The following is a 22,173-nucleotide window of genomic DNA, read 5'->3' as shown; positions in this document are numbered from 1 at the left end:
CGCCGCAGGGCGGTCACCCTCTCGGGTGACCGCCCTGCGGTTAGTGCCTACTGCTCTGCCGCGACTCAGCCGTTGTACGGGCCGTAGTCGTAGTCCTCCAGCGGGACAGCCTGGCCGGAGCCGGTGCCGAAGGGCGAGTAGTCGATGTCGTCGTAGCCGACGGCCGAGTACATCGCGGCCTTGGCTTCCTCGGTGGGCTCGACCCGGATGTTGCGGTAGCGGGACAGACCCGTACCGGCCGGGATGAGCTTACCGATGATGACGTTCTCCTTGAGGCCGATGAGGCTGTCGGACTTGGCGTTGATCGCCGCGTCCGTCAGCACTCGGGTGGTCTCCTGGAAGGACGCCGCCGACAGCCACGACTCGGTCGCGAGCGAGGCCTTGGTGATACCCATCAGCTGCGGACGGCCGGAGGCGGGGTGACCGCCCTCGGTGACCACACGACGGTTCTCGGTCTCGAACTTCGACCGCTCGACCAGCTCGCCCGGAAGCAGCTCCGCGTCGCCGGACTCGATGATCGTCACGCGGCGCAGCATCTGCCGGATGATGATCTCGATGTGCTTGTCGTGGATCGACACGCCCTGCGAGTTGTAGACCTTCTGGACTTCGCCGACCAGGTGGATCTGGACCGCGCGCTGACCGAGGATGCGCAGCACGTCGTGCGGGTTGGTGGCACCCGCGGTGAGCTTCTGGCCCACCTCGACGTGGTCACCTTCGTGCACGAGGACCTTGGCGCGCTTGGAGATCGGGAACGCCGTCTCCTCGGCACCGTCGTCCGGCACGATGACGATCTTCTTGGTCTTCTCGGTCTCCTCGATCCGCACGCGGCCTGCGGCCTCGGAGATCGGGGCGACACCCTTCGGGGTACGGGCCTCGAAGAGCTCGACCACACGCGGCAGACCCTGCGTGATGTCGTCACCCGCCACACCACCGGTGTGGAAGGTACGCATCGTCAGCTGGGTACCGGGCTCACCGATGGACTGGGCGGCGATGATGCCGACCGCCTCACCGATGTCGACCAGCTTGCCGGTGGCGAGCGAGCGTCCGTAGCAGAAGGCACAGGTGCCGACCGCGGACTCACAGGTCAGGACCGAGCGGGTCTTGACCTCCTCGACGCCGTTGGCGACCAGGGCGTCGATCAGGACGTCACCGAGGTCGACGTTGGCCGGCGCGATGACCTTGCCGTCGATGACGACGTCCTCGGCCAGCATGCGGGCGTAGATCGAGGTCTCGACGTCGTCGGACTTGCGCAGGGCGCCGGTCTCGTCCCGAACGGCGATCTTGAGCTTCAGACCACGCTCGGTACCGCAGTCCTCCTCGCGGATGATGACGTCCTGCGAGACGTCCACCAGACGACGGGTGAGGTAACCCGAGTCGGCGGTACGCAGGGCGGTGTCCGCCAGACCCTTACGGGCACCGTGCGTGGAGATGAAGTACTCCAGAACGGTGAGGCCCTCACGGAACGAGGCCTTGATGGGACGCGGGATGGTCTCGTTCTTCGCGTTCGACACCAGACCACGCATACCGGCGATCTGTCGCATCTGCATCATGTTTCCTCGGGCACCCGAGTCAACCATCATGAAGATGGGGTTCGTCTTGGGGAAGTTCGCGTTCATCGCCTCGGCAACCTCATTGGTCGCCTTGGTCCAGATCGCGATGAGCTCCTGCGTGCGCTCGTCCTTGGTGATCAGACCGCGCTCGTACTGCTTCTGAACCTTCTCGTCCAGTTCCTCGTAGCCCTTGACGATGGCCTTCTTGGCCTCGGGCACGACGACGTCGGAGATGGCCACGGTGACGCCCGAACGGGTCGCCCAGTGGAAGCCCGCCGCCTTCAGGTTGTCGAGCGTCGCCGCCACGATGACCTTGGGGTAGCGCTCGGCCAGGTCGTTGACGATCTCGGAGAGCTGCTTCTTGCCCACCGAGTAGTCGACGAACGGGTAGTCCTCGGGCAGCAGCTCGTTGAAGAGCGCGCGGCCCAGGGAGGTACGCAGACGGAACGTGTCGCCCGGCTGGAACTCCTGCTCGCCCTCTTCGGCGACCGGCGGCACCCAGCCGCGCGGCGGGATGGTGCCCACCGGGAAGCGGATGTCGACGGACGACTGGAGAGCCAGCTCACTGTTGTCGAACGCCATGGTCGCCTCGGCCGTAGAGCCGAACGCGCGGCCCTCGCCCTTGGTGTCACGGAGCTCACCGTCAGTGGTGAGGAAGAACAGACCCAGCACCATGTCCTGGGTCGGCATGGTGACGGGACGACCGTCGGCCGGCTTCAGGATGTTGTTCGAGGACAGCATCAGGATGCGGGCCTCGGCCTGCGCCTCTGCCGACAGCGGCAGGTGCACGGCCATCTGGTCACCGTCGAAGTCCGCGTTGAACGCGGTGCAGACGAGCGGGTGGATCTGGATGGCCTTGCCTTCGACCAGCTGGGGCTCGAAGGCCTGGATGCCGAGGCGGTGCAGCGTGGGCGCACGGTTCAGCAGAACCGGGTGCTCGGCGATGACCTCTTCGAGCACGTCGTAGACGACCGTGCGGCCGCGCTCGACCATGCGCTTCGCCGACTTGATGTTCTGCGCGTGGTTCAGGTCGACCAGGCGCTTCATCACGAACGGCTTGAAGAGCTCCAGCGCCATCGCCTTGGGCAGACCGCACTGGTGCAGCTTCAGCTGCGGACCGACGACGATCACGGAACGCGCGGAGTAGTCCACACGCTTACCGAGAAGGTTCTGACGGAATCGACCCTGCTTGCCCTTCAGCATGTCGCTGAGGGACTTGAGCGGGCGGTTACCGGGACCGGTCACCGGACGGCCACGACGGCCGTTGTCGAACAGCGCGTCGACGGCCTCCTGAAGCATGCGCTTCTCGTTGTTCACGATGATCTCGGGGGCACCGAGGTCGAGGAGACGCTTCAGACGGTTGTTGCGGTTGATCACGCGGCGGTACAGGTCGTTCAGGTCGGAGGTCGCGAAGCGGCCACCGTCCAGCTGCACCATCGGACGCAGGTCCGGCGGGATCACCGGCACGCAGTCCAGAACCATGCCCTTGGGGCTGTTGCTGGTCTGCAGGAACGCGGAGACGACCTTGAGGCGCTTGAGCGCACGGGTCTTCTTCTGGCCCTTGCCGGAACGGATGATCTCGCGGAGGCGCTCGGCCTCTTCCTCGAGGTCGAAGGACTCCAGGCGCTTCTGCAGCGCCGCGGCACCCATCGAACCGTCGAAGTACGTGCCGAAGCGGTCACGCAGCTCGCGGTAGAGCAGCTCGTCGCCCTCGAGGTCCTGGACCTTGAGGTTCTTGAAGCGCGACCAGACCTCGTCCAGACGGTCGATCTCGCGCTGCGCACGGTCGCGCAGCTGCTTCATCTCGCGCTCGGCACCTTCGCGCACCTTGCGGCGTACGTCGGCCTTCGCGCCCTCGGCCTCAAGCTCGGCCAGGTCGGTCTCGAGCTTCTTCGCGCGGCCTTCGAGGTCCGCGTCACGGCGGTTCTCGATCTGCTGGCGCTCGACGGAGACGTGGGCCTCCAGCGACGGGAGGTCGCGGGTGCGGCGCTCGTCGTCCACGAACGTGATCATGTACGCGGCGAAGTAGATGACCTTTTCGAGGTCCTTCGGCGCGAGGTCCAGCAGGTAGCCAAGACGCGACGGGACGCCCTTGAAGTACCAGATGTGGGTGACGGGAGCGGCAAGCTCGATGTGGCCCATGCGCTCACGACGCACCTTGGCGCGCGTGACTTCGACACCACAACGCTCACAGATGATGCCCTTGAAGCGGACACGCTTGTACTTGCCGCAGTAGCACTCCCAGTCCCGGGTCGGACCGAAGATCTTCTCGCAGAAGAGTCCGTCCTTCTCGGGCTTGAGGGTGCGGTAGTTGATGGTCTCCGGCTTCTTGACCTCGCCGTGGGACCAGGTTCGGATGTCGTCCGCGGTGGCAAGGCCGATCCGCAGCTCGTCGAAGAAGTTGACGTCGAGCACTGTGCGTCAATCCCTCTTTCGGGGTCGAGTCTCAATCATGGTCTGAACGGTCCCGGGGATGACGGGGGGCTCTTGAGCGAGCCCCCCGTCAGGCCCGTCAGACCTCTTCGACGCTGCTCGGCTCACGCCGGGACAGGTCGATACCGAGCTCCTCCGCCGCGCGGAAGACGTCCTCGTCGGTGTCGCGCATCTCGATGGACATGCCGTCCGAGGACAGCACCTCCACGTTGAGGCAGAGCGACTGCATTTCCTTGATGAGCACCTTGAAGGACTCGGGAATGCCCGGCTCGGGGATGTTCTCGCCCTTGACGATGGCCTCGTAGACCTTCACGCGGCCGGTGACGTCATCGGACTTGATGGTCAGCAGCTCCTGGAGGGCGTAAGCGGCGCCATAAGCCTCAAGCGCCCACACCTCCATCTCACCGAAGCGCTGGCCACCGAACTGTGCCTTACCACCCAGCGGCTGCTGCGTGATCATCGAGTACGGACCGGTCGAACGCGCGTGGAGCTTGTCGTCGACCAGGTGGTGGAGCTTGAGGATGTACATGTAGCCGATCGAGACCGGCTCCGGGAACGGCTCGCCGGAGCGGCCGTCGTACAGGTGGGCCTTGCCGGTCGGCAGGACCAGGCGGTCACCGTCACGGTTCGGCAGCGTGTGCTCGAACAGGCCGGTGAGCTCGTCCTCGCGGGCGCCGTCGAAGACCGGGGTGGCGACGTTGGTGCCGGGGGCGACCTTGTCGGCGCCGATGGCCTTCAGCCGCTCCGCCCACTCCACGCTGAGGCCGGAGACGTCCCAGCCGCGGCTGGCGAGCCAGCCGAGGTGGATCTCCAGGACCTGTCCCGGGTTCATTCGGGACGGGACACCCAGGGGGTTCAGGATGATGTCGACCGGGGTGCCGTCCTCAAGGAAGGGCATGTCCTCGATCGGGAGGATCTTCGAGATGACGCCCTTGTTGCCGTGACGGCCGGCGAGCTTGTCACCATCGGTGATCTTGCGCTTCTGGGCGACGTAGACGCGGACCAGCTGGTTCACGCCCGGGGGAAGCTCGTCGCCCTCTTCGCGGTCGAAGACGCGGACGCCGATGACCTTGCCGATCTCACCGTGAGGAACCTTGAGCGAGGTGTCGCGCACCTCGCGGGCCTTCTCACCGAAGATCGCGCGGAGCAGGCGCTCTTCCGGGGTCAGCTCGGTCTCGCCCTTGGGCGTGACCTTGCCGACCAGGATGTCGCCCGCGACGACGTCCGCACCGATGCGGATGATGCCGCGCTCGTCGAGGTCCGCGAGGACCTCCTCGGAGACGTTCGGGATGTCCCGGGTGATCTCCTCGGGGCCCAGCTTGGTGTCACGGGCGTCGACCTCGTGCTCCTCGATGTGAATCGAGGAGAGGACGTCGTCCTGTACGAGGCGCTGCGACAGGATGATCGCGTCCTCGTAGTTGTGACCTTCCCAGGGCATGAACGCGACGAGCAGGTTCTTGCCGAGGGCCATTTCGCCCTCTTCGGTCGCAGGACCGTCGGCGAGGACCTGGGACTCCACGATCCGGTCACCCTCGTTGACGATGACCTTCTGGTTGACCGAGGTGCCCTGGTTCGAGCGGGAGAACTTCGCGACGCGGTACGTGGTGTACGTACCGTCGTCGTTCGCGACGGTGATGTAGTCGGCCGAGACCTCCTGGACGACACCGTCCTTCTCCGCACGGATCGAGTCACCGGCGTCGACCGCACAGCGGTACTCCATGCCGGTGCCGACGAGCGGCGCCTCCGCCTTGATGAGCGGAACGGCCTGGCGCATCATGTTCGCGCCCATGAGGGCGCGGTTGGCGTCGTCGTGCTCCAGGAAGGGGATCATCGCGGTCGCGACGGACACCATCTGGCGCGGGGAGACGTCCATGTAGTCGACGTCGTCGCCGGCGATGTAGTCGATCTCGCCACCACGACGGCGAACCAGCACGCGGTTCTCGGTGAAGCGCATCTCGTCGCTCAGGCCGGCGTTGGCCTGGGCGATGACGAAGCGGTCTTCCTCGTCGGCCGTCAGGTAGTCGACGTCGTCCGTGACGACACCCTCGATGACCTTGCGGTACGGGGTCTCGACGAAACCGAACGCGTTGACGCGGCCGTAGGACGCGAGCGAACCGATCAGACCGATGTTCGGGCCTTCAGGGGTTTCGATCGGGCACATGCGGCCGTAGTGCGACGGGTGAACGTCTCGGACCTCGAAGCCGGCCCGCTCACGGGACAGACCACCCGGGCCGAGCGCCGACAGGCGTCGCTTGTGGGTGAGACCCGACAGCGGGTTGTTCTGGTCCATGAACTGCGACAGCTGGCTGGTGCCGAAGAACTCCTTGATGGAGGCGACGACCGGCCGGATGTTGATCAGGGTCTGCGGCGTGATCGCCTCGACGTCCTGCGTGGTCATGCGCTCACGCACGACGCGCTCCATGCGAGCCAGACCCGTACGGACCTGGTTCTGGATGAGCTCGCCGACGTTACGCAGACGACGGTTGCCGAAGTGGTCGATGTCGTCGGTCTCGACGACGATCGGACGGCCCGACTCGCCCACCGTCTCGGTCTCGCCGGCGTGCAGCTTGACCAGGTAACGGATGGTGGCGATGACGTCGTCCGTCGTGAGCACACCGGCGTCAAGAGGCTCGTCCGCACCGAGCTTCTTGTTGACCTTGTAGCGGCCGACCTTCGCGAGGTCGTAGCGCTTCGGGTTGAAGTAGAGGTTCTCGAGCAGCGTCTGCGCGGCCTCACGGGTCGGCGGTTCGCCGGGACGCAGCTTGCGGTAGATGTCGAGCAGCGCGTCGTCCTGACCCTGGGTGTGGTCCTTCTCCAGGGTGGCGCGCATGGACTCGTACTGGCCGAACTCCTCCAGGATCTGCTCGGTGGTCCAACCGAGAGCCTTCAGGAGAACGGTGACGGACTGCTTGCGCTTGCGGTCGATGCGGACACCGACCATGTCGCGCTTGTCGATCTCCATCTCCAGCCAGGCACCCCGGGAAGGGATGATCTTGGCGGAGAAGATGTCCTTGTCGGACGTCTTGTCGATGGAGGAGTCGAAGTAGACACCGGGGGAACGGACGAGCTGCGACACCACGACACGCTCGGTGCCGTTGATGACGAAGGTGCCCTTGTTGGTCATCAGCGGGAAATCGCCCATGAAGACCGTCTGGGACTTGATCTCGCCAGTTTCGTTGTTGGTGAACTCGGCCGTGACGAACAGCGGCGCCGCGAACGTGAAGTCGCGGTCCTTGCACTCGTCGACGGAGTTCTTCGCAGGCTCGAAACGGTGGTCGCGGAAGGTCAGCGACATCGACCCTGAGAAGTCCTCGATCGGCGAGATCTCCTCGAAGATCTCTTCCAGACCGGACTTGGTGGGGACGTCCTGTCCGCTCTCCAAAGCCGACTCGACGCGAGACTTCCAGGCGGCGTTACCGAGCAGCCAGTCAAAGCTCTCGGTCTGCAGCGCCAGGAGGTTCGGAACCTCGAGAGGCTCCTTGATCTTTGCAAAGGAGATGCGCAGCGGGGCAGTGCTGGCACCGTTGTTCGTATTGGTCGAGGCGTTGCGCGAGGCGGCCAAGAGGGGGTCCTTCCGAGGGCTCGGACTCACTACGCGCGTACCGGTCCCACCTCACACAGAAGACGAACTTTCCCCTCTCTGGCCAAAGGACCAGGTCAGGGTGATCAGTCAGATGTGCTCTAGCGTGGGTATGCCCCTGGCGACGGGCAGGGGGCAGCTAACAGGCAGCGCAAAGGGTCAGTGTAGCCACTTGGCTCACTGATGTCCAGGCCAGCTCTTCGGAGTCCTGCAACAGGCCTTCCCTTGTTGTTGAACACTGCGGCCCTCGCACACAGAGCGCGTATCGATACTGCCCTCTTTGTAACCGATCCATGCCTCGGGATCCGGATCGGCCACTCCACGCGGCAACGGGACTGAGAATTGCGCGCCGCGTGCCGTTCGTCAAGGCCCCCTGCTCCGTGCGGATCATCACCGGGCCCTGTCACGGAGCAACGAAGATCACCCTACTCCCCAACCAGGACAGGGCAAGTCAGGCACTGCGGGTACGCCAAAGGGCGACCACCCTTACGGGTGATCGCCCTTGGAAAGGCCCTGAGCGGGCCTCAGAGGTGTTACTTGACCTCGACCGAGGCGCCAGCGGCCTTGAGGGACTCGGCAGCCTTCTCAGCGGCCTCCTTGGCGACCTTCTCGAGGACCGGCTTCGGAGCGCCGTCGACGAGGTCCTTGGCCTCCTTCAGACCCAGCGAGGTCAGCTCACGCACGACCTTGATGACCTGGATCTTCTTCTCGCCGGCGCCGGTGAGGATGACGTCGAACTCGTCCTGCTCCTCGACCTCGGCGGCAACGGCGCCCGGGCCGACCGGGGCGGCGGCGACGGCCGCGGCGGCGGTGACGTCGAACTTCTCCTCGAACGCCTTCACGAACTCGGAGAGCTCGATGAGGGTGAGCTCCTCGAACTGGGCGAGGAGTTCGTCCTGGGTGAGCTTCGCCATGATGGGCGATCCTTCCACTAAATCGGCAGGTGCCGGATGTATATAGAGGCGGGCGTGACGGCCCGCTACGACCCACGCACTAGGCGGCGTGGATCAATGCGCGAGCCGAATTACTCGGCACCGCCCTGCTCGGCGAGCTTGACGCGAAGCGCTTCCGCGGTGCGGACGAACTTCGACGGCAGCGCCTGGAAGAGCGAGGCAGCCTGAGACTGCTTGCCCTTGAACGCGCCGGCCAGCTTGCTGAGCAGAACCTCGCGGGACTCGAGGTCCGCGAGCTTCTTGATCTCATCGGCGGTGAGCGCCTTACCATCAAGGACACCCGCCTTGATGATGAGGTTCGGGTTGTCCTTGGCGAAGTCACGCAGGCTCTTCGCCGACTCCACCGGGTCACCGGTGATGAAGGCGACCGCGGTGGGACCAGCGAAGTGCTCGTCCAGCGCGGTGATCCCGGCCTGGTTGGCCGCAATCTTGGTCAGCGTGTTCTTCACCACGGCGTACTGGGCGTTCGCACCGAGGGAACGACGCAGCGTCTTGAGCTGCGCCACGGTGAGACCCCGGTACTCGGTCAGCACGGCGGCGTTCGAGTCGCGGAACTGGTCCGTGAGCTCGGCTACCGCGGCAGCCTTGTTGGGCGTCGGCATAGTGCGTCGGCCTCCTTCCGGGTGATGAGGACCGCTCAGAAGGGGCTAGACAACGAAAACGCCCCGGCGCAGGCGCTCGGGGCGTAGCTCAACCGGAACGAGTCCGGGAACTTTCCACTGAACACCTGCGCAGGTCGTTCGCAGCTAGCGAATCCTTCGGCCGCCGTCCTCTTGCGAGCACGGCAACGACCAGCGGTCTTTGGCTTCTCCGGAAGCGTACGCGAACATCCCGCCCCGGAGCAAATCGCCCCCTGGAGACCCCCGCGGGCCCCTGGAGGCCGCTGGGAGCCCCGCTGCGGGCCCGCGCCCCCGGAGTGGCCCCGGCGGGCCGCCCGGGAACGGAAACGGGCCCCGCGCCTCCCGTGAGGGAGGTGCGGGGCCCGCTCGGATACTGCCGGTGAGCCCGGGGGCCCGGCCGGATCAGACCGACGCCGGGTCTTCCTCGACGAGGAGGTTCCGGGTGCGGCTCTGGTCCAGGATGATGCCGGGGCCCATCGTGGTGCTCAGGGCGGCCTTCTTGATGTAGCGGCCCTTCGAGGCGGACGGCTTCAGACGAAGGATCTCGTCCAGGGCCGCGCCGTAGTTCTCGACGAGCTGCTCATCGGTGAAGGAGACCTTGCCGATGATGAAGTGCAGGTTCGAGTGCTTGTCGACGCGGAACTCGATCTTGCCACCCTTGATCTCGGTGACAGCCTTGGCGACGTCCATCGTGACGGTGCCGGTCTTCGGGTTCGGCATGAGGCCACGGGGACCGAGCACGCGGCCGAGGCGGCCGACCTTGCCCATGAGGTCCGGGGTGGCGACAACGGCGTCGAACTCGTTGAGGCGGTTGCCCTTCGCGATCTCGTCGATCAGCTCGTCGTTGCCGACGATGTCGGCGCCGGCGGCTTCCGCGGCCGCTGCACGGTCACCGGTCGCGAAGACCAGGACCCGGGCGGTCTTGCCGGTGCCGTGCGGGAGGTTCACGGTGCCGCGGACCATCTGGTCGGCCTTGCGCGGGTCGACACCCAGGCGGAAGGCGACCTCGACGGTGCTGTCGAACTTGGTCGCGGAGGTCTCCTTGGCGAGACGGACGGCCTCGAGCGGGGCGTAGAGCTTCTCCCGGTCGATCTTGGCGTCCGCAGCGCGGAGAGTCTTGCTGCGCTTCACTTCTGCTCCTGTTTGCAGATAGCACCATGCGGCTTCCGCCGCGTGGCTGGTGTGGAGTCGTGGTGCGGGCCAGCGCTGGCCCTACCACTGGGGCGTGCGAGGGGCTGGATCAGCCCTCGACCGTGATGCCCATCGAACGGGCGGTGCCGGCGATGATCTTCTCGGCGGCGGCCAGGTCGTTGGCGTTCAGGTCAGGCATCTTCAGCGTGGCGATCTCGCGGACCTGGGCGCCGGTGAGCTTGGCGACCTTGGTCTTGTGAGGCTCGCCCGAGCCCTTCTCCACACCCGCGTGCTTGAGGATCAGACGCGCGGCCGGGGGGGTCTTCGTCACGAAGGTGAAGGAGCGGTCGTCGTAGACCGTGATCTCCACCGGCACGACCATGCCACGCTGCGACTCGGTCGCGGCGTTGTAGGCCTTGCAGAACTCCATGATGTTGACGCCGTGCTGACCGAGCGCGGGGCCGACCGGCGGCGCCGGGTTGGCCGCACCGGCCTTGATCTGGAGCTTGATGAGCCCCGTGATCTTCTTCTTCTTGGGAGGCATTGCTCTCTCCGGGTCCTGTGAGAGTTTTTCGCCGCCAACCGGTCATCCGGATGGAGGCATACCGCACCACGATAACGGGTATCAGGGCGGGGCTGAAAACCCAGCAGGTCAGACCACCCTTTCCGGGGCGATCTGACCTGGCTGGAAGCGTGTGTCAGAAGATCTGGATCAGTTCTTCTGGATCTGGTCGAAGCTCAGCTCGACCGGGGTCTCGCGGCCGAAGATCTCGACGAGACCCTTGACCTTCTTCGAGTCCGGGTTGATCTCGTTGATGGTCGCCTGGAGCGTGGCGAACGGGCCGTCGGTGACGGTGACCGAGTCGCCGACCTCGAAGTCCAGGACCTCGATGGTGCGCTTGACGGCGGGCGCGGGCAGACCGGCCTCTTCCGCGGCCAGCTTGGCGGCCTTCTCCTGCGCCTCGGGGGCGAGCATCTTGACGATCTCGTCGAGGGTCAACGGGTACGGGTCGTAGGCGTTGCCCACGAAGCCGGTGACGCCCGGGGTGTTGCGGACGACGCCCCAGGACTCGTTCGTCAGATCCATGCGGACGAGAACGTAACCGGGCAGCTTGTTCTGCCGGACGTTCTTGCGCTCGCCGTTCTTGATCTGGACGATCTCTTCCTCGGGCACTTCGGCCGAGTAGATGAAGTCCTCGACGTTCAGCGAGACGGCGCGCTGCTCCAGGTTCGCCTTCACGCGCTTCTCGTAGCCCGCGTAGGTGTGGATCACGTACCACTCGCCGGGCAGGCTGCGGAGTTCGTCGCGCAGGGCCTGGATCGGGTCGACCGGCTCCGCGGGCTCTTCGTCCTCGGCGGTGGCCTCGGCGTCGGCCTCGTCCGCCTCTTCGGCGTCGTCGGCCTCGTCCTCGGCGTCGCCGTCCTCGGCGTCGTCGTCAGCCGGGGTGTCCTCGTCGGCCGCGTCGGCGGCGAGGTCCTCGTCGGTGTCGTCAGCCTCGTCGGACGCCTCGTCCTCGTCGACGACGTGCACGGCGGCCTCCTCGGCCGCGACACCCGCCTCGGCGTCGGCGATCTCGACCTCGTCCGGGTCAGCAGCGTCCGCCGCCTCGACGATGTCGAGCGCGTCCTCGACGGACTCGACGGAGTCGGGGCTCGCGTTCAGGTTCGGGTCAGACACGGTGGCTGCTTCTTCCTGGATACAAAATGGGGTGGAACATGCGAAAACGGGCGGCACCCATCAAGGTGCCGCCCCCCGCGGGGATCAGCCGAAGACGAACTTGATGGCCGCGTTGAAGCCATAGTCAATCACGGTAACAAGACCGATCATGATGACGACGAACACGATCACCACAGTGGTGTACGTCGTCAGCTGGTTGCGAGTCGGCCAGACGACCTTGCGGAGCTCCGCGACGATCTGCCGGTAGAAGAGCGCGAGACGGCCCAGGGGGCCCTTCTTTCCGCGCTTGCCGCCCTTTCGGGCCTTCTTCTCGCGGGTCTCGTCCTCGGCGTCAGGCATGTCGATGGAGCCCACGGCGTCCGTCACGTCTCTCACCTGAATCCGGGTCATGGCCGTGCCGCGCCCCGGTTGAGCCGCACGGCGGTGCATAGATGTACGTACCTGCGCACACTTCCGGCGAAGGAGTGTGGAGCAGGGCCGGAGGGACTCGAACCCCCAACCGCTGGTTTTGGAGACCAGTGCTCTACCAATTGAGCTACGACCCTTTGCTTTCCCCAACCTACCGCATCCGAGCGAGTGCACGGAGTGCACGCGTTTGAAGCGGTTGGTGAGGTCCAACGACAGGTGAGCATACGTGGTCCCGGCCCCGACGTCGAACAGAGACGGGCCGGACCTGCTCCGTCCGGTAAGTGAAACGGTGTGCGGCGGCACTTCGCGGTCTGGGACGATTGGCCGCATGAGCTCTGCAACGCCTTCTTCCGAGCGCCGGGTCTCCGCCCGTATCGGCGCCATTTCCGAGTCCGCCACCCTCGCCGTCGACGCCAAGGCCAAGGCCCTCAAGGCCGCGGGCCGTCCGGTGATCGGCTTCGGCGCCGGTGAGCCCGACTTCCCGACCCCCGACTACATCGTCGAGGCCGCGGTCGAGGCCTGCCGCAACCCGAAGTACCACCGCTACACCCCGGCGGGTGGCCTGCCGGAGCTGAAGAAGGCCATCGCGGAGAAGACGCTGCGCGACTCGGGCTACGCCGTCGACCCGGCCCAGATCCTCGTCACCAACGGTGGCAAGCAGGCCATCTACGAGGCCTTCGCCGCGATCCTCGACCCGGGCGACGAGGTCATCGTCCCGGCCCCTTACTGGACCACCTACCCCGAGTCGATCCGTCTCGCGGGCGGTGTGCCGGTCGACGTCGTGGCCGACGAGACCACTGGTTACCGGGTCACCGTCGAGCAGCTGGAAGCGGCGCGCACCGAGCGCACGAAGGTCGTCCTCTTCGTTTCCCCGTCGAACCCGACCGGCGCCGTCTACTCGGAGGAGGACTCCCGCGCCATCGGCGAGTGGGCAGCCGAGCACGGCCTGTGGGTGCTGACCGACGAGATCTACGAGCACCTGGTCTACGGGGACGCGAAGTTCACCTCGCTGCCCGTGCTGGTGCCCGCGCTCGCCGACAAGTGCATCGTCGTCAACGGCGTGGCCAAGACGTACGCCATGACCGGCTGGCGCGTCGGGTGGATCGTGGGCCCGAAGGACGTCGTCAAGGCCGCGACGAACCTCCAGTCGCACGCCACCTCGAACGTCTCCAACGTGGCGCAGGTCGCCGCGCTGGCCGCGGTGTCCGGGAACCTGGACGCGGTCGCGGAGATGCGCAAGGCCTTCGACCGCCGCCGCCAGACCATGGTCAAGATGCTCAACGAGATCGAGGGCGTCTTCTGCCCGACCCCCGAGGGCGCGTTCTACGCGTACCCCTCGGTGAAGGAGCTGCTGGGCAAGGAGATCCGCGGGCAGCGACCGCAGAGCTCGGTCGAGCTGGCGGCCCTGATCCTGGACGAGGTCGAGGTCGCGGTCGTCCCGGGCGAGGCCTTCGGCACCCCCGGCTACCTGCGCCTTTCGTACGCGCTCGGTGACGAGGACCTGGTGGAGGGCGTGTCCCGGATCCAGAAGCTCCTGGCCGAGGCCAAGGCCTAGCCGTAGGGCGGGCGGCACGGCGGAGTAGAGGGGGGCCCGGGTTCCGTCCCGGGCCCCCTTCCCGTTGGCTGGATTGCCAGGGCGCCCGGCGGGTGGGGACCGCGTCCGGGCGGAGCCGGTTCCGGGACGGGACGGGGCGGGGCGGGTGGGGCGGGTGGGGGAACCGCCGCGCGGGGACCTGGACCCCGGTGGAACTGCGTTCGGGAACGGTCCCGATCGGGAAACGGACTGCCGCGCGGGCGATTCGTACGGCAGGATCACCGGATGGAGCACGTACGCGATCTCACGCTTCTGCCGAAAGCCCACCTCCACCTGCACTTCACGGGTTCGATGCGCCCGTCGACCCTGCTGGAGCTGGCCGACAAGTACGGCGTGCGGCTGCCCGACGCGCTGACCGGCGGAGAGCCACCCAAACTGCGGGCCACCGATGAGCGCGGCTGGTTCCGTTTCCAGCGGCTCTACGACGCCGCCCGCTCCTGCCTGCGCGAGCCCGACGACATCCGGCGCCTGGTCCGCGAGGCCGCGGAGGAGGACGTACGGGACGGCAGCGGCTGGCTGGAGATCCAGGTGGATCCGACCTCCTACGCCCCCCTGCTCGGCGGCATGATCCCGGCCGTGGAGATCATCCTGGACGCCGTGGACGCCGCCTCCCGCGAGACGGGCCTGGGCATGCGCGTGGTCATCGCCGCGAACCGGATGAAGCACCCCCTCGACGCCCGGACCCTGGCGCGGCTCGCCGTCCGCTACGCCGACCGCGGCATCGTCGGCTTCGGGCTCTCGAACGACGAGCGCCGCGGCATGGCCCGCGACTTCGACCGGGCCTTCGCGATCGCCCGCGAGGGCGGTCTGCTGGCGGCCCCGCACGGCGGTGAGCTGAGCGGGCCCTCCTCCGTCCGGGACTGCCTGGACGATCTGCGCGCCGCCCGCATCGGGCACGGCGTCCGGGCCGCCGAGGACCCGCGGCTGCTGCAGCGGCTGGCCGACCGCCAGATCACCTGCGAGGTCTGTCCGGCGTCCAATGTGGCCCTGGGGGTCTATGAGCGCCACGAGGACGTTCCGCTGCGGACCCTGTTCGAGGCGGGCGTGCCGATGGCGCTGGGCGCCGACGACCCGCTGCTGTTCGGGTCCCGGCTGGCGGCGCAGTACGAGATCGCCCGCCGCCACCACGCCTTCACGGACGCGGAGCTGGCCGAGCTGGCCCGGCAGTCGGTGCGCGGTTCGGCCGCGCCCGAGGACGTACAGGCCAAGCTGCTGGCGGGGATCGACCACTGGCTGACCAGCTGAGTCTCAGCGGGTGAGACGGAGGTCGCCTTCCCAGCAGTCGGCCCGCACCCGGTCGCCGTCGGCGAAGCCGATCTCCAGCTGGGTGCGGCCGGTCCGCGGGGCCGCGTACTCGCTCACCGTCGCCACGGTGTCACCGAGGTGGCGCAGGAAGGGGTGGTCGCCGAGGTCCTCGCCGACCTCGATCCGGCCCCACTCGTCCATGTCGCAGGGCGCGTGCGGGTCGGCCGACTCGACGATCAGGCACCGGTCGGAGCCGGTGGTGATCCTGGTGGAGTCGCCCTCGTCGTCGATGAGCCAGACGTCGAGGGGGGCTTCGGAGCGTTCGCCCTCGTAGACGTGCCAGGACGCGACGATGCTGGCGATCGTGCGTCCCACCAGTCTGGTGGGGTCCGTACCGGCCCCGTGCCGGGGACAGATCATGGGCGGCCGGGACTCCTCAGATGCTGACGCCGACCGTCACCGGTTCGTTGACCAGGGTGACGCCGAAGGCCGCGTGGACGCCCGCGACGACCTCGCGGGCCAGGGTGAGGAGGTCCTCGGTGGTGGCCTCGCCGCGGTTGGTGAGGGCCAGGGTGTGCTTGGTGGAGATCCGGGCGGGGCCGGAGCCGTACCCCTTGGTGAAGCCCGCCTTGTCGATCAGCCAGGCCGCGCTGGTCTTCGTACGGCCGTCGGCCGCCGGGTAGGCGGGCGGGGCGGTGTCGGGGCCGAGGCGGTCGTGGACGCGGGCCAGGAAAGCGGCGTAGGCCTCGTCGCTCAGGACCGGGTTGGTGAAGAAGGAACCGGCGGACCAGGTGTCGTGGTCGGCGGGGTCGAGCACCATGCCCTTGCAGGCGCGCAGCCGCAGGACGGTCTCGCGGGCGGTGGCGGCGGGGACCCGGTCGCCCGCCTCGACGCCGAGGGCGCGGGCGGTCTCGGGGTACTTGATCGGCGCGGAGAGGCCGCCCGCGGCTTCCAGGGCGAAGCGGACGCGCAGGACGACGTAGCGCTCCGGGTGCTCCTTGAAGGTGCTGTGGCGGTACGAGAACGCGCATTCGGCGTTGGTGAGGGTGATCGTTTCGCCGAGCGTACGGTCGTAGGCGACGACCTCGGTGATGGTGCTGGACACCTCCTGGCCGTACGCCCCGACGTTCTGCACGGGGGTCGCTCCGGCGGAGCCGGGGATCCCGGCGAGGCATTCGATCCCGGCGAGGCCCGCTTCGACGGTGCGGGCGACGGCCTCGCTCCAGTTCTCGCCCGCGGCGAGTTCCAGGGTGGCGCCGTCGAGGACGAAGCCGGTGGTCGCGATGCGCAGGGCGGTGCCGTCGAAGCCCTGGTCGCCGATGACCAGGTTGCTGCCGCCGCCGATGATCAGGAGCGGGGTGCCGCTCTCGTCGGCCGCGCGCACGGCGGCGGTGACCTCGGCGTCGGTGGTCGCGGTGACCAGCCGGGTGGCCGGGCCGCCGAGGCGGAAGGTGGTCAGCGGGGCGAGGGGGGCATCGTGGAGTTCCTGCACGTGGACAAGAGTACGGTCCGTGGCCCCCGCTTCCCGGCGGGGCCACGGACCGTAGGGGGCCGTCAGTGTGCGGCGACCTTGACCCGGGCCTCGGCCGGGGCCGTCGCGGAGCCGCTGACCGGGCCCGCGGCCTGGGCGCGCTGCGCGGCGCGGCCGGGCAGGAGCAGGGCCAGCAGGGCGGCCAGGGCGACGGCGCCCGCGCCGATCCACAGGGCGGGGACGGTTCCGTCGGTGAAGGACTGCGGGGTCTCGTAGCCGCCCTGGGCGGAGAAGACCGAGGCGAGGACGGCGACACCGAGGGCGCCGCCCAGCTCGCGCAGGGCGTTGTTGGCGCCGGAGGCCTTGCCCTGGTCGGCGGGGGTGACGGTGGACATCAGGACGTTCGCGGCGGGGGCGAAGTACAGGGCCATGCCGATGCCGCTGAGGATCAGGGCCGGGAGCTGGGCGGTGTACGAGACGTCGGCGCTGAGCACCATCGCGAACCAGCCGAGGCCGATCGCCTGGAAGGCGAGTCCGGCGGCGACGACGGGGCGGCCGCCGATGCGGTCGGAGAGGATTCCGGCGATCGGGGCGACGATCATCGGCATGCCGGTCCAGGGCAGCATGCGCAGGCCCGCTTCGGTGGGCGAGTAACCCGTGACGCCCTGGAGGAACTGGCTGAGCAGGAAGATCGAGCCGAACATGCCGAGGAACATCAGCAGGCTGGCGAAGTTGATCCCGAGGAAGCCGCGGTTGCGGAAGAGCCGCATGGGGAGCATCGGGTTCGCGCTGTTGATGCCGTGGTAGACGAACCCGCCGACGAGGGCGCCGCCGAGGATCAGGCCGGTCAGGACCGGGGCGCTGGTCCAGCCGTGTGCGTTGGCGTTGACCAGGGCGTAGACGATCCCGAAGAGTCCGCCGCTGATGAGGAGGGTGCCGGGGATGTCCAGGCGGGAGTTGGGGGCGGTGGACTCGACCAGGCGCAGGCGGGCGAGCGGGATCAGGGCGAGGCCGATCGGCACGTTCAGCCAGAAGATCCACTGCCAGGAGATGTGCTCGGTGAGGCTGCCGCCGATGAGCGGGCCGCTGGCGACGGCGAGGCCGGTGACGGCGCCGTAGATCCCGAGGGCCATACCGCGGCGGGCGGCCGGGACGGCGGCGGTCAGCAGGGTGAGGGTGAGCGGCATCATGATCGCGGCGCCGACGCCCTGGACGGCGCGGGCGGCGATGAGGGCGTCGATCCCGGGCGAGAGGGCGGCCGCGGCGGAGGCGCCGGTGAAGATCGTGAGCCCGGTGATGAAGAGCCTGCGGCGGCCGAAGCGGTCGCCGAGGGCGGAGCCGAACATGAGGAGGACGGCGAACGTGAGGGTATAGGCGTTCACCGTCCATTCGAGGTCTTCGAGCGCGCCGCCGAGATCCTCGCGGAGGGCGGGGAGGGCGGTGGTGACGACGAGGTTGTCGAGGGCGGCCATGAAGCTGGCGACACCGGTGAGGACGAGGGCCCAGACGGCGGGGCCGCGGAGTCGGGTGTCGGGTGCGGGTACGGGTGTGGTGCTCACGGTTCCCCCAGTGGAAAGTGAAAGGTTAGTGATGCATTACTAACTTCCGTGCCCACAAGAACGCGCGTGCACGAGGTAAGGAGATGGAGAGGTGAAGAGATAGGGCGGTGCCGCGACGGCGCGGTGCCTCGGGCGGACGACGGCTCACGGGCCCGCGGCCCCGGGCGGTCGGGAACCGGCGCCCGGCCGGCGTCCTACTTCTGGAGCCGGGGGCGGACGGCCGGATAGCACGCGTCCCAGATCCGGTGGCCGGGCGGGAAGCCCATCGCCGAGAGGGTGTTGATCAGCATCCCGTACGCCATGAAGAGCGTGACCTCGGCCGGGTCGTTGTCCAGGGGCTCCTGAACCGCGTCCCACAGCTCCAGCCACCCGGCCCGGACCGACTCCCCGAACTCGCTCTCCCCCGCCGCCTCGGCGGCGGCGACCGTGACGTAGATCTGCAGCTGCATCTGGAGCTTGTCCGGCTGCTCCGTGATGAGCCGCATGTACGCCGCGCCCATGGCCTCCAGGGCTTCGTCGCCGTGCAGCCCCTTGGCGGACTCGGTGAAGACGGAGCGCATGTCCTGCACGCAGCGGCCGGCGGCGGCCAGGAAGATGGCCTGCTTGTTGGGGAAGAGCCGGAAGAGGTAGGGCTGGGAGACGCCGACGCGCTTGGCGATGGCCTCGGTGGAGGTCCCGTAGTACCCGCCCCGGGCGAACTCGCTCATCGCCGCATTGATGACGCTCTCGCGCCGCTCGTCCGCGCTCATCCTGACCATGCCCCAAAGTTAGTGGCCACTCACTAACTAAGTCAACCCCTGCGGGGCGGCGGCGGGGGCGGAGGCGTGGCGGCTCTTCGGGGGCGGAGGCGGGGGCGGAGGCGGCCCCTGCGGAGCAGGGAGCCCAGGCCGGGGCAGCACACCAGCCCCCGGCTCCCGGCCCCCGGCCGCCCGCGCGCGTCAGGACAGCTGGACTACCGCCCGGGACATGCCCAGGACCTTCAGGCCCGCGCTCGTGGCCGTCAGGTCCACCCGGACCCGGTTCTCGTCGAGCTTCGCCGCGACCTTCGCCGTGACCTCGATCACCGCGCCCCGGTCGTCGTTCGGCACCACGACCGGCTTGATGAAGCGGACCCCGTACTCCAGCACCGCGCCCGGGTCGCCCGTCCAGTCCGTGACCACGCGGATCGCCTCGGCCATGGTGAACATGCCGTGCGCGATCACGTCCGGCAGTCCGACCTCACGGGCGAACTTCTCGTTCCAGTGGATCGGGTTGAAGTCACCCGAGGCACCGGCGTACCGGACCAGCGTGGACCGCAGCACCGGGAAGCTCCCGGCGGGCAGCTCGGTGCCGACCTCGACGTCCGCGTAGTTGATCTGTGCAGCCATCTCAGGCCCCTTCGGTGGCGGCGGGCTCCGGCGCGCGGGACACGAGCTTGGTCCACGCGGTCACCACGTGCTCACCGGTCTCGTCGTGGACCTCGCCGCGGATGTCGATGATGTCGTTGCCCGCGAGGGACTTCACGGCCTCGATGGTGGACGTCACCGCGAGCCGGTCACCGGCCCGCACCGGCCGCGTGTAGGCGAACTTCTGGTCCCCGTGCACCACGCGGCTGTAGTCCAGACCCAGCTGCGGGTCCTGGATGACCTGACCCGCCGCCTGGAATGTGATGGCAAACACGAACGTCGGAGGCGCGATCACGTCCAGGTGGCCCAGCGCCTTGGCGGCTTCGGGGTCGGTGTAGGCGGGGTTGGCGTCGCCCACCGCCTCCGCGAACTCGCGGATCTTCTCCCGGCCGACCTCGTACGGATCGGTGGGCGGATAGGTCCGCCCCACGAAGGACTGGTCGAGCGCCATGGCTCACTACCTCCTGTGGTGTAAATGACACGTAGAAACGACACAAGGCCGCCCCCCTTGCAGGGGACGACCTTATGACGGAGCCTGTATTCGAGTTACCGCTGGGGTCAGCGGGTCTCGCGGTGCGCGGTGTGCGAGTTGCAGCGCGGGCAGTGCTTCTTCATCTCAAGACGATCCGGGTCGTTACGCCGGTTCTTCTTGGTGATGTAGTTCCGCTCCTTGCACTCCACGCAGGCCAGCGTGATCTTCGGGCGGACGTCGGTGGCAGCCACGTGAGTGCTCCTTGACGGAAATGTGGACGGATGAACGCAAACAAGAGTAGCCGACCGGGAGACCGACCCCGCAATCGGCTACTGTGTGTAGCGGCGACCGGACTTGAACCGGTGACACAGCGATTATGAGCCGCTTGCTCTACCGACTGAGCTACGCCGCTTTGATGTGATTGCTCCCCCACCTTAAAGCAGGCGGGGGGTCTCTCTCACCAGAGCCCCAATGCGGAATCGAACCGCAGACCTTCTCCTTACCATGGAGACGCTCTACCGACTGAGCTATTGGGGCGAGCGATGAAGACATTACACGGTTGCCCACCGATCGCCCAAATCCTTTGCGGCGCCTGGTTTCCGGCCCACTTCACCACCCCCTCCGGACGACATCCGCACGCCCCCGCGCACCGGCACCACACCGGTACGACTATTGCCCTCTTCCGCGAAGCGGAGTGCGCCGCGCCCTAGGCTCTGAGCACGCTGCGTGATCTTGGGCCGCGGGCCGCGGCCACGGGCTCAGGAACCGCTTGAGCCCCAGCAGGAGCGCGATGTCCGACAGCCAGCCGCCGCAGCCGTCCCCCTCCCCGCGCGGCGGCCGCGGCGGGGACGGCGGCCACGGCCCCGCTCCCGCCACGGCGGACACGGCGACGCTGCTGCTCACCGGTGCCCGGCTGACCGACGGCCGCACGGTCGACGTACGGCTCGGCGGCGGCCGGATCCAAGCCGTCGGGACCCCCGGGAGCCTGCCCGCCCCCACCCCCGGCCGGGTCGATCTGACCGGCTTCCTGCTGCTCCCGGCCCCCGCCGAACCGCACGCCCACGGGGACACCGCGCTGACCGCCGACGGCGAAGGACCCGTGTCCCACACGGCCGACGAGGTCCAGCGCCGTTCCACCGAGGCCGCCCTGCTGCAACTCGGGCACGGCGCCACCGCCATCCGCTCGCACGTCCGCATCGCCGATGTGCACGGCCTCGGCCCGATGGAGGCCGTGCTCCAGGCCCGCCGGTCCCTGCGCGGGCTCGCCGACCTCACGGCCGTCGCCGTACCCCGGCTGCTGACCGGTGTCGCGGGCGCCGACGGGCTCGCGATGCTGCGCGACGCGGTCAAGATGGGCGCGGCCGTCGTCGGCGGCTGCCCGGACCTCGACCCCGACCCGGCGGGCTTCGTCGAGGCCGTCCTGGAGATCGCCGCCGAGCACGGCTGCCCCGTGGACCTGCACACGGACGGTGACGATCCGGGCCGTCTCGCCCGCCTCGCGTCGATGGCCGGGGGCCTGCGCCCCGGGGTGACGATCGGGCCCTGCGGCGGTCTCTCGCGGCTCCCGCTGGACGTGGCCTCCCGGGCCGCCGACCAGCTCGGCGCGGCGGGCGTACGGGTCACCTGCCTGCCCCAGGGCGACTGCGCGGCCCTGGAGCGGCGCGGGCTGCGCACGGCGCCCGTACGGCTGCTGCGGGCCGCCGGGGTGCGGGTCGCGGCGGGGAGCGGGGCGCTGCGGGACGCCGGGAACCCGGTGGGGCGCGGGGACCCGCTGGAGGCCGCGTACCTGCTGGCCTCGCAGGGCGGGCTGCGTGCGGCCGAGGCGTACGACGCGGTGAGTACGGCGGCCCGGGAGGCGATGGGGCTGCCCGAGGTGCGGGTGGAGGCCGGGTTCCCGGCGGAGCTGCTCGCCGTGCGCGGGGAGCGGCTCGCGGGGGTGCTGTCCCTGGCGTACAGCCGGATCGTGATCCACCGCGGGCGGGTGGTCGCCCGGACGAGTGCCGTACGCGAGTACTGCGACTCCGCGGTCGCGGTCGCCCTGGACCTGCCCCGACAGGGCCGGATGGAGCCCGGTCCCTGAGCGTCGGCGGCGCC

At 68.5% G+C, this 22,173-nt stretch carries 18 protein-coding genes and 3 tRNA genes; 3 read left to right on the top strand and 18 right to left on the bottom strand.

What is annotated here, in order from left to right; all coding sequences use genetic code 11:
• Positions 1 to 65: 65 nt before the first annotated feature.
• The 9 genes from QMF80_RS11935 to QMF80_RS11895 all read right to left on the bottom strand — a co-directional run bounded on the left by QMF80_RS11935 (position 66) and on the right by QMF80_RS11895 (position 12,490).
• Positions 66 to 3,965 carry a DNA-directed RNA polymerase subunit beta' gene (locus tag QMF80_RS11935; protein ID WP_283452393.1) on the bottom strand — a complete coding sequence of 1,300 codons (3,900 nt, stop codon included), beginning with the start codon at positions 3,963 to 3,965 and terminating at the stop codon, positions 66 to 68.
• 97 nt (positions 3,966 to 4,062) lie between these two features.
• Positions 4,063 to 7,545: a DNA-directed RNA polymerase subunit beta gene (gene rpoB, locus QMF80_RS11930; protein WP_283452391.1), complete on the bottom strand. Its 3,483-nt coding sequence runs from the start codon at positions 7,543 to 7,545 to the stop codon at positions 4,063 to 4,065.
• Positions 7,546 to 8,096: 551 nt separating this feature from the next.
• The gene (gene rplL / locus QMF80_RS11925) at positions 8,097 to 8,477 is read right to left on the bottom strand and encodes a 50S ribosomal protein L7/L12 (RefSeq protein WP_283452389.1); all 381 of its coding nucleotides are present in this window, start codon (positions 8,475 to 8,477) and stop codon (positions 8,097 to 8,099) included.
• A gap of 110 nt (positions 8,478 to 8,587) precedes the next feature.
• Entirely contained in the window at positions 8,588 to 9,118 is a 531-nt protein-coding gene (gene rplJ, locus QMF80_RS11920; protein ID WP_283452387.1) for a 50S ribosomal protein L10, read from the bottom strand.
• Between the two features lie 420 nt (positions 9,119 to 9,538).
• The gene (rplA, locus tag QMF80_RS11915) at positions 9,539 to 10,267 is read right to left on the bottom strand and encodes a 50S ribosomal protein L1 (RefSeq protein ID WP_283452385.1); all 729 of its coding nucleotides are present in this window, start codon (positions 10,265 to 10,267) and stop codon (positions 9,539 to 9,541) included.
• Positions 10,268 to 10,376: 109 nt separating this feature from the next.
• Positions 10,377 to 10,811: a 50S ribosomal protein L11 gene (rplK, locus tag QMF80_RS11910; RefSeq protein ID WP_283452383.1), complete on the bottom strand. Its 435-nt coding sequence runs from the start codon at positions 10,809 to 10,811 to the stop codon at positions 10,377 to 10,379.
• Between the two features lie 168 nt (positions 10,812 to 10,979).
• Entirely contained in the window at positions 10,980 to 11,945 is a 966-nt protein-coding gene (gene nusG / locus QMF80_RS11905; RefSeq protein ID WP_283452381.1) for a transcription termination/antitermination protein NusG, read from the bottom strand.
• Between the two features lie 84 nt (positions 11,946 to 12,029).
• Entirely contained in the window at positions 12,030 to 12,311 is a 282-nt protein-coding gene (secE, locus tag QMF80_RS11900; protein WP_283452380.1) for a preprotein translocase subunit SecE, read from the bottom strand.
• Positions 12,312 to 12,417: 106 nt separating this feature from the next.
• Positions 12,418 to 12,490: transfer RNA gene (locus QMF80_RS11895), tRNA-Trp, on the bottom strand.
• 191 nt (positions 12,491 to 12,681) lie between these two features.
• Here QMF80_RS11895 and QMF80_RS11890 point away from each other — a divergent pair.
• Both QMF80_RS11890 and QMF80_RS11885 read left to right on the top strand, forming a co-directional pair.
• A complete protein-coding gene (locus tag QMF80_RS11890; RefSeq protein ID WP_283452378.1) occupies positions 12,682 to 13,908 on the top strand; it encodes a pyridoxal phosphate-dependent aminotransferase in 1,227 nt (408 codons plus the stop codon).
• A gap of 264 nt (positions 13,909 to 14,172) precedes the next feature.
• Positions 14,173 to 15,192, top strand: coding sequence for an adenosine deaminase (locus QMF80_RS11885; protein WP_283452376.1), 1,020 nt, complete (start codon positions 14,173 to 14,175; stop codon positions 15,190 to 15,192).
• Between the two features lie 3 nt (positions 15,193 to 15,195).
• On the opposite strand, the gene QMF80_RS11880 is transcribed toward QMF80_RS11885, so the two are convergent.
• From QMF80_RS11880 to QMF80_RS11840, 9 genes are all read right to left on the bottom strand, one after another.
• Positions 15,196 to 15,612, bottom strand: coding sequence for a hypothetical protein (locus QMF80_RS11880; protein ID WP_283452374.1), 417 nt, complete (start codon positions 15,610 to 15,612; stop codon positions 15,196 to 15,198).
• 16 nt (positions 15,613 to 15,628) lie between these two features.
• Positions 15,629 to 16,750 carry a UDP-N-acetylmuramate dehydrogenase gene (locus QMF80_RS11875; protein WP_283452450.1) on the bottom strand — a complete coding sequence of 374 codons (1,122 nt, stop codon included), beginning with the start codon at positions 16,748 to 16,750 and terminating at the stop codon, positions 15,629 to 15,631.
• Positions 16,747 to 18,222, bottom strand: coding sequence for an MFS transporter (locus QMF80_RS11870; protein WP_283452372.1), 1,476 nt, complete (start codon positions 18,220 to 18,222; stop codon positions 16,747 to 16,749). Before QMF80_RS11870 ends, QMF80_RS11875 begins: the two co-directional genes overlap by 4 nt.
• A gap of 194 nt (positions 18,223 to 18,416) precedes the next feature.
• Complete coding sequence (locus tag QMF80_RS11865) at positions 18,417 to 18,980, bottom strand: TetR/AcrR family transcriptional regulator (protein WP_283452371.1); 564 nt, start codon at positions 18,978 to 18,980, stop codon at positions 18,417 to 18,419.
• A gap of 180 nt (positions 18,981 to 19,160) precedes the next feature.
• Positions 19,161 to 19,589, bottom strand: coding sequence for a MaoC family dehydratase (locus QMF80_RS11860; protein WP_283452369.1), 429 nt, complete (start codon positions 19,587 to 19,589; stop codon positions 19,161 to 19,163).
• A gap of 1 nt (position 19,590) precedes the next feature.
• On the bottom strand, positions 19,591 to 20,058 hold the full coding sequence (locus tag QMF80_RS11855; RefSeq protein WP_283452367.1) for a MaoC family dehydratase N-terminal domain-containing protein: 468 nt from the start codon (positions 20,056 to 20,058) through the stop codon (positions 19,591 to 19,593).
• A gap of 107 nt (positions 20,059 to 20,165) precedes the next feature.
• On the bottom strand, positions 20,166 to 20,330 hold the full coding sequence (gene rpmG / locus QMF80_RS11850; RefSeq protein WP_006604855.1) for a 50S ribosomal protein L33: 165 nt from the start codon (positions 20,328 to 20,330) through the stop codon (positions 20,166 to 20,168).
• Between the two features lie 88 nt (positions 20,331 to 20,418).
• Positions 20,419 to 20,491: transfer RNA gene (locus tag QMF80_RS11845), tRNA-Met, on the bottom strand.
• A 52-nt stretch (positions 20,492 to 20,543) separates the two neighbouring features.
• A tRNA-Thr gene (locus QMF80_RS11840) sits at positions 20,544 to 20,616 on the bottom strand.
• 253 nt (positions 20,617 to 20,869) lie between these two features.
• On the opposite strand from QMF80_RS11840, the gene QMF80_RS11835 reads away from it, so the two are divergent.
• Positions 20,870 to 22,159 (top strand): amidohydrolase family protein, encoded by a 1,290-nt coding sequence (locus tag QMF80_RS11835; protein ID WP_283452349.1) that lies wholly within the window; start codon positions 20,870 to 20,872, stop codon positions 22,157 to 22,159.
• Positions 22,160 to 22,173 lie beyond the last annotated feature (14 nt).

It is taken from the genome of Streptomyces sp. G-G2, from assembly GCF_030063135.1.
Taxonomy (GTDB): Bacteria; Actinomycetota; Actinomycetes; order Streptomycetales; family Streptomycetaceae; genus Streptomyces.
The sequence above is the reverse complement of the archived record's forward strand: the minus strand, read 5'-3'. Positions and strand labels throughout refer to the sequence as shown.

Bases quoted from the DNA above. Each gene is read 5' to 3' on its own strand.
- rplL (WP_283452389.1), bottom strand. From the start codon at position 8,477: ATGGCGAAGCTCACCCAGGACGAACTCCTCGCCCAGTTCGAGGAGCTC.
- rplJ (WP_283452387.1), bottom strand. From the start codon at position 9,118: ATGCCGACGCCCAACAAGGCTGCCGCGGTAGCCGAGCTCACGGACCAG.
- rplK (WP_283452383.1), bottom strand. From the start codon at position 10,811: ATGCCTCCCAAGAAGAAGAAGATCACGGGGCTCATCAAGCTCCAGATC.
- QMF80_RS11890 (WP_283452378.1), top strand. From the start codon at position 12,682: ATGAGCTCTGCAACGCCTTCTTCCGAGCGCCGGGTCTCCGCCCGTATC.
- QMF80_RS11885 (WP_283452376.1), top strand. From the start codon at position 14,173: ATGGAGCACGTACGCGATCTCACGCTTCTGCCGAAAGCCCACCTCCAC.
- QMF80_RS11880 (WP_283452374.1), bottom strand. From the start codon at position 15,612: ATGATCTGTCCCCGGCACGGGGCCGGTACGGACCCCACCAGACTGGTG.
- QMF80_RS11865 (WP_283452371.1), bottom strand. From the start codon at position 18,980: ATGGTCAGGATGAGCGCGGACGAGCGGCGCGAGAGCGTCATCAATGCG.
- QMF80_RS11860 (WP_283452369.1), bottom strand. From the start codon at position 19,589: ATGGCTGCACAGATCAACTACGCGGACGTCGAGGTCGGCACCGAGCTG.
- QMF80_RS11855 (WP_283452367.1), bottom strand. From the start codon at position 20,058: ATGGCGCTCGACCAGTCCTTCGTGGGGCGGACCTATCCGCCCACCGAT.
- QMF80_RS11835 (WP_283452349.1), top strand. From the start codon at position 20,870: ATGTCCGACAGCCAGCCGCCGCAGCCGTCCCCCTCCCCGCGCGGCGGC.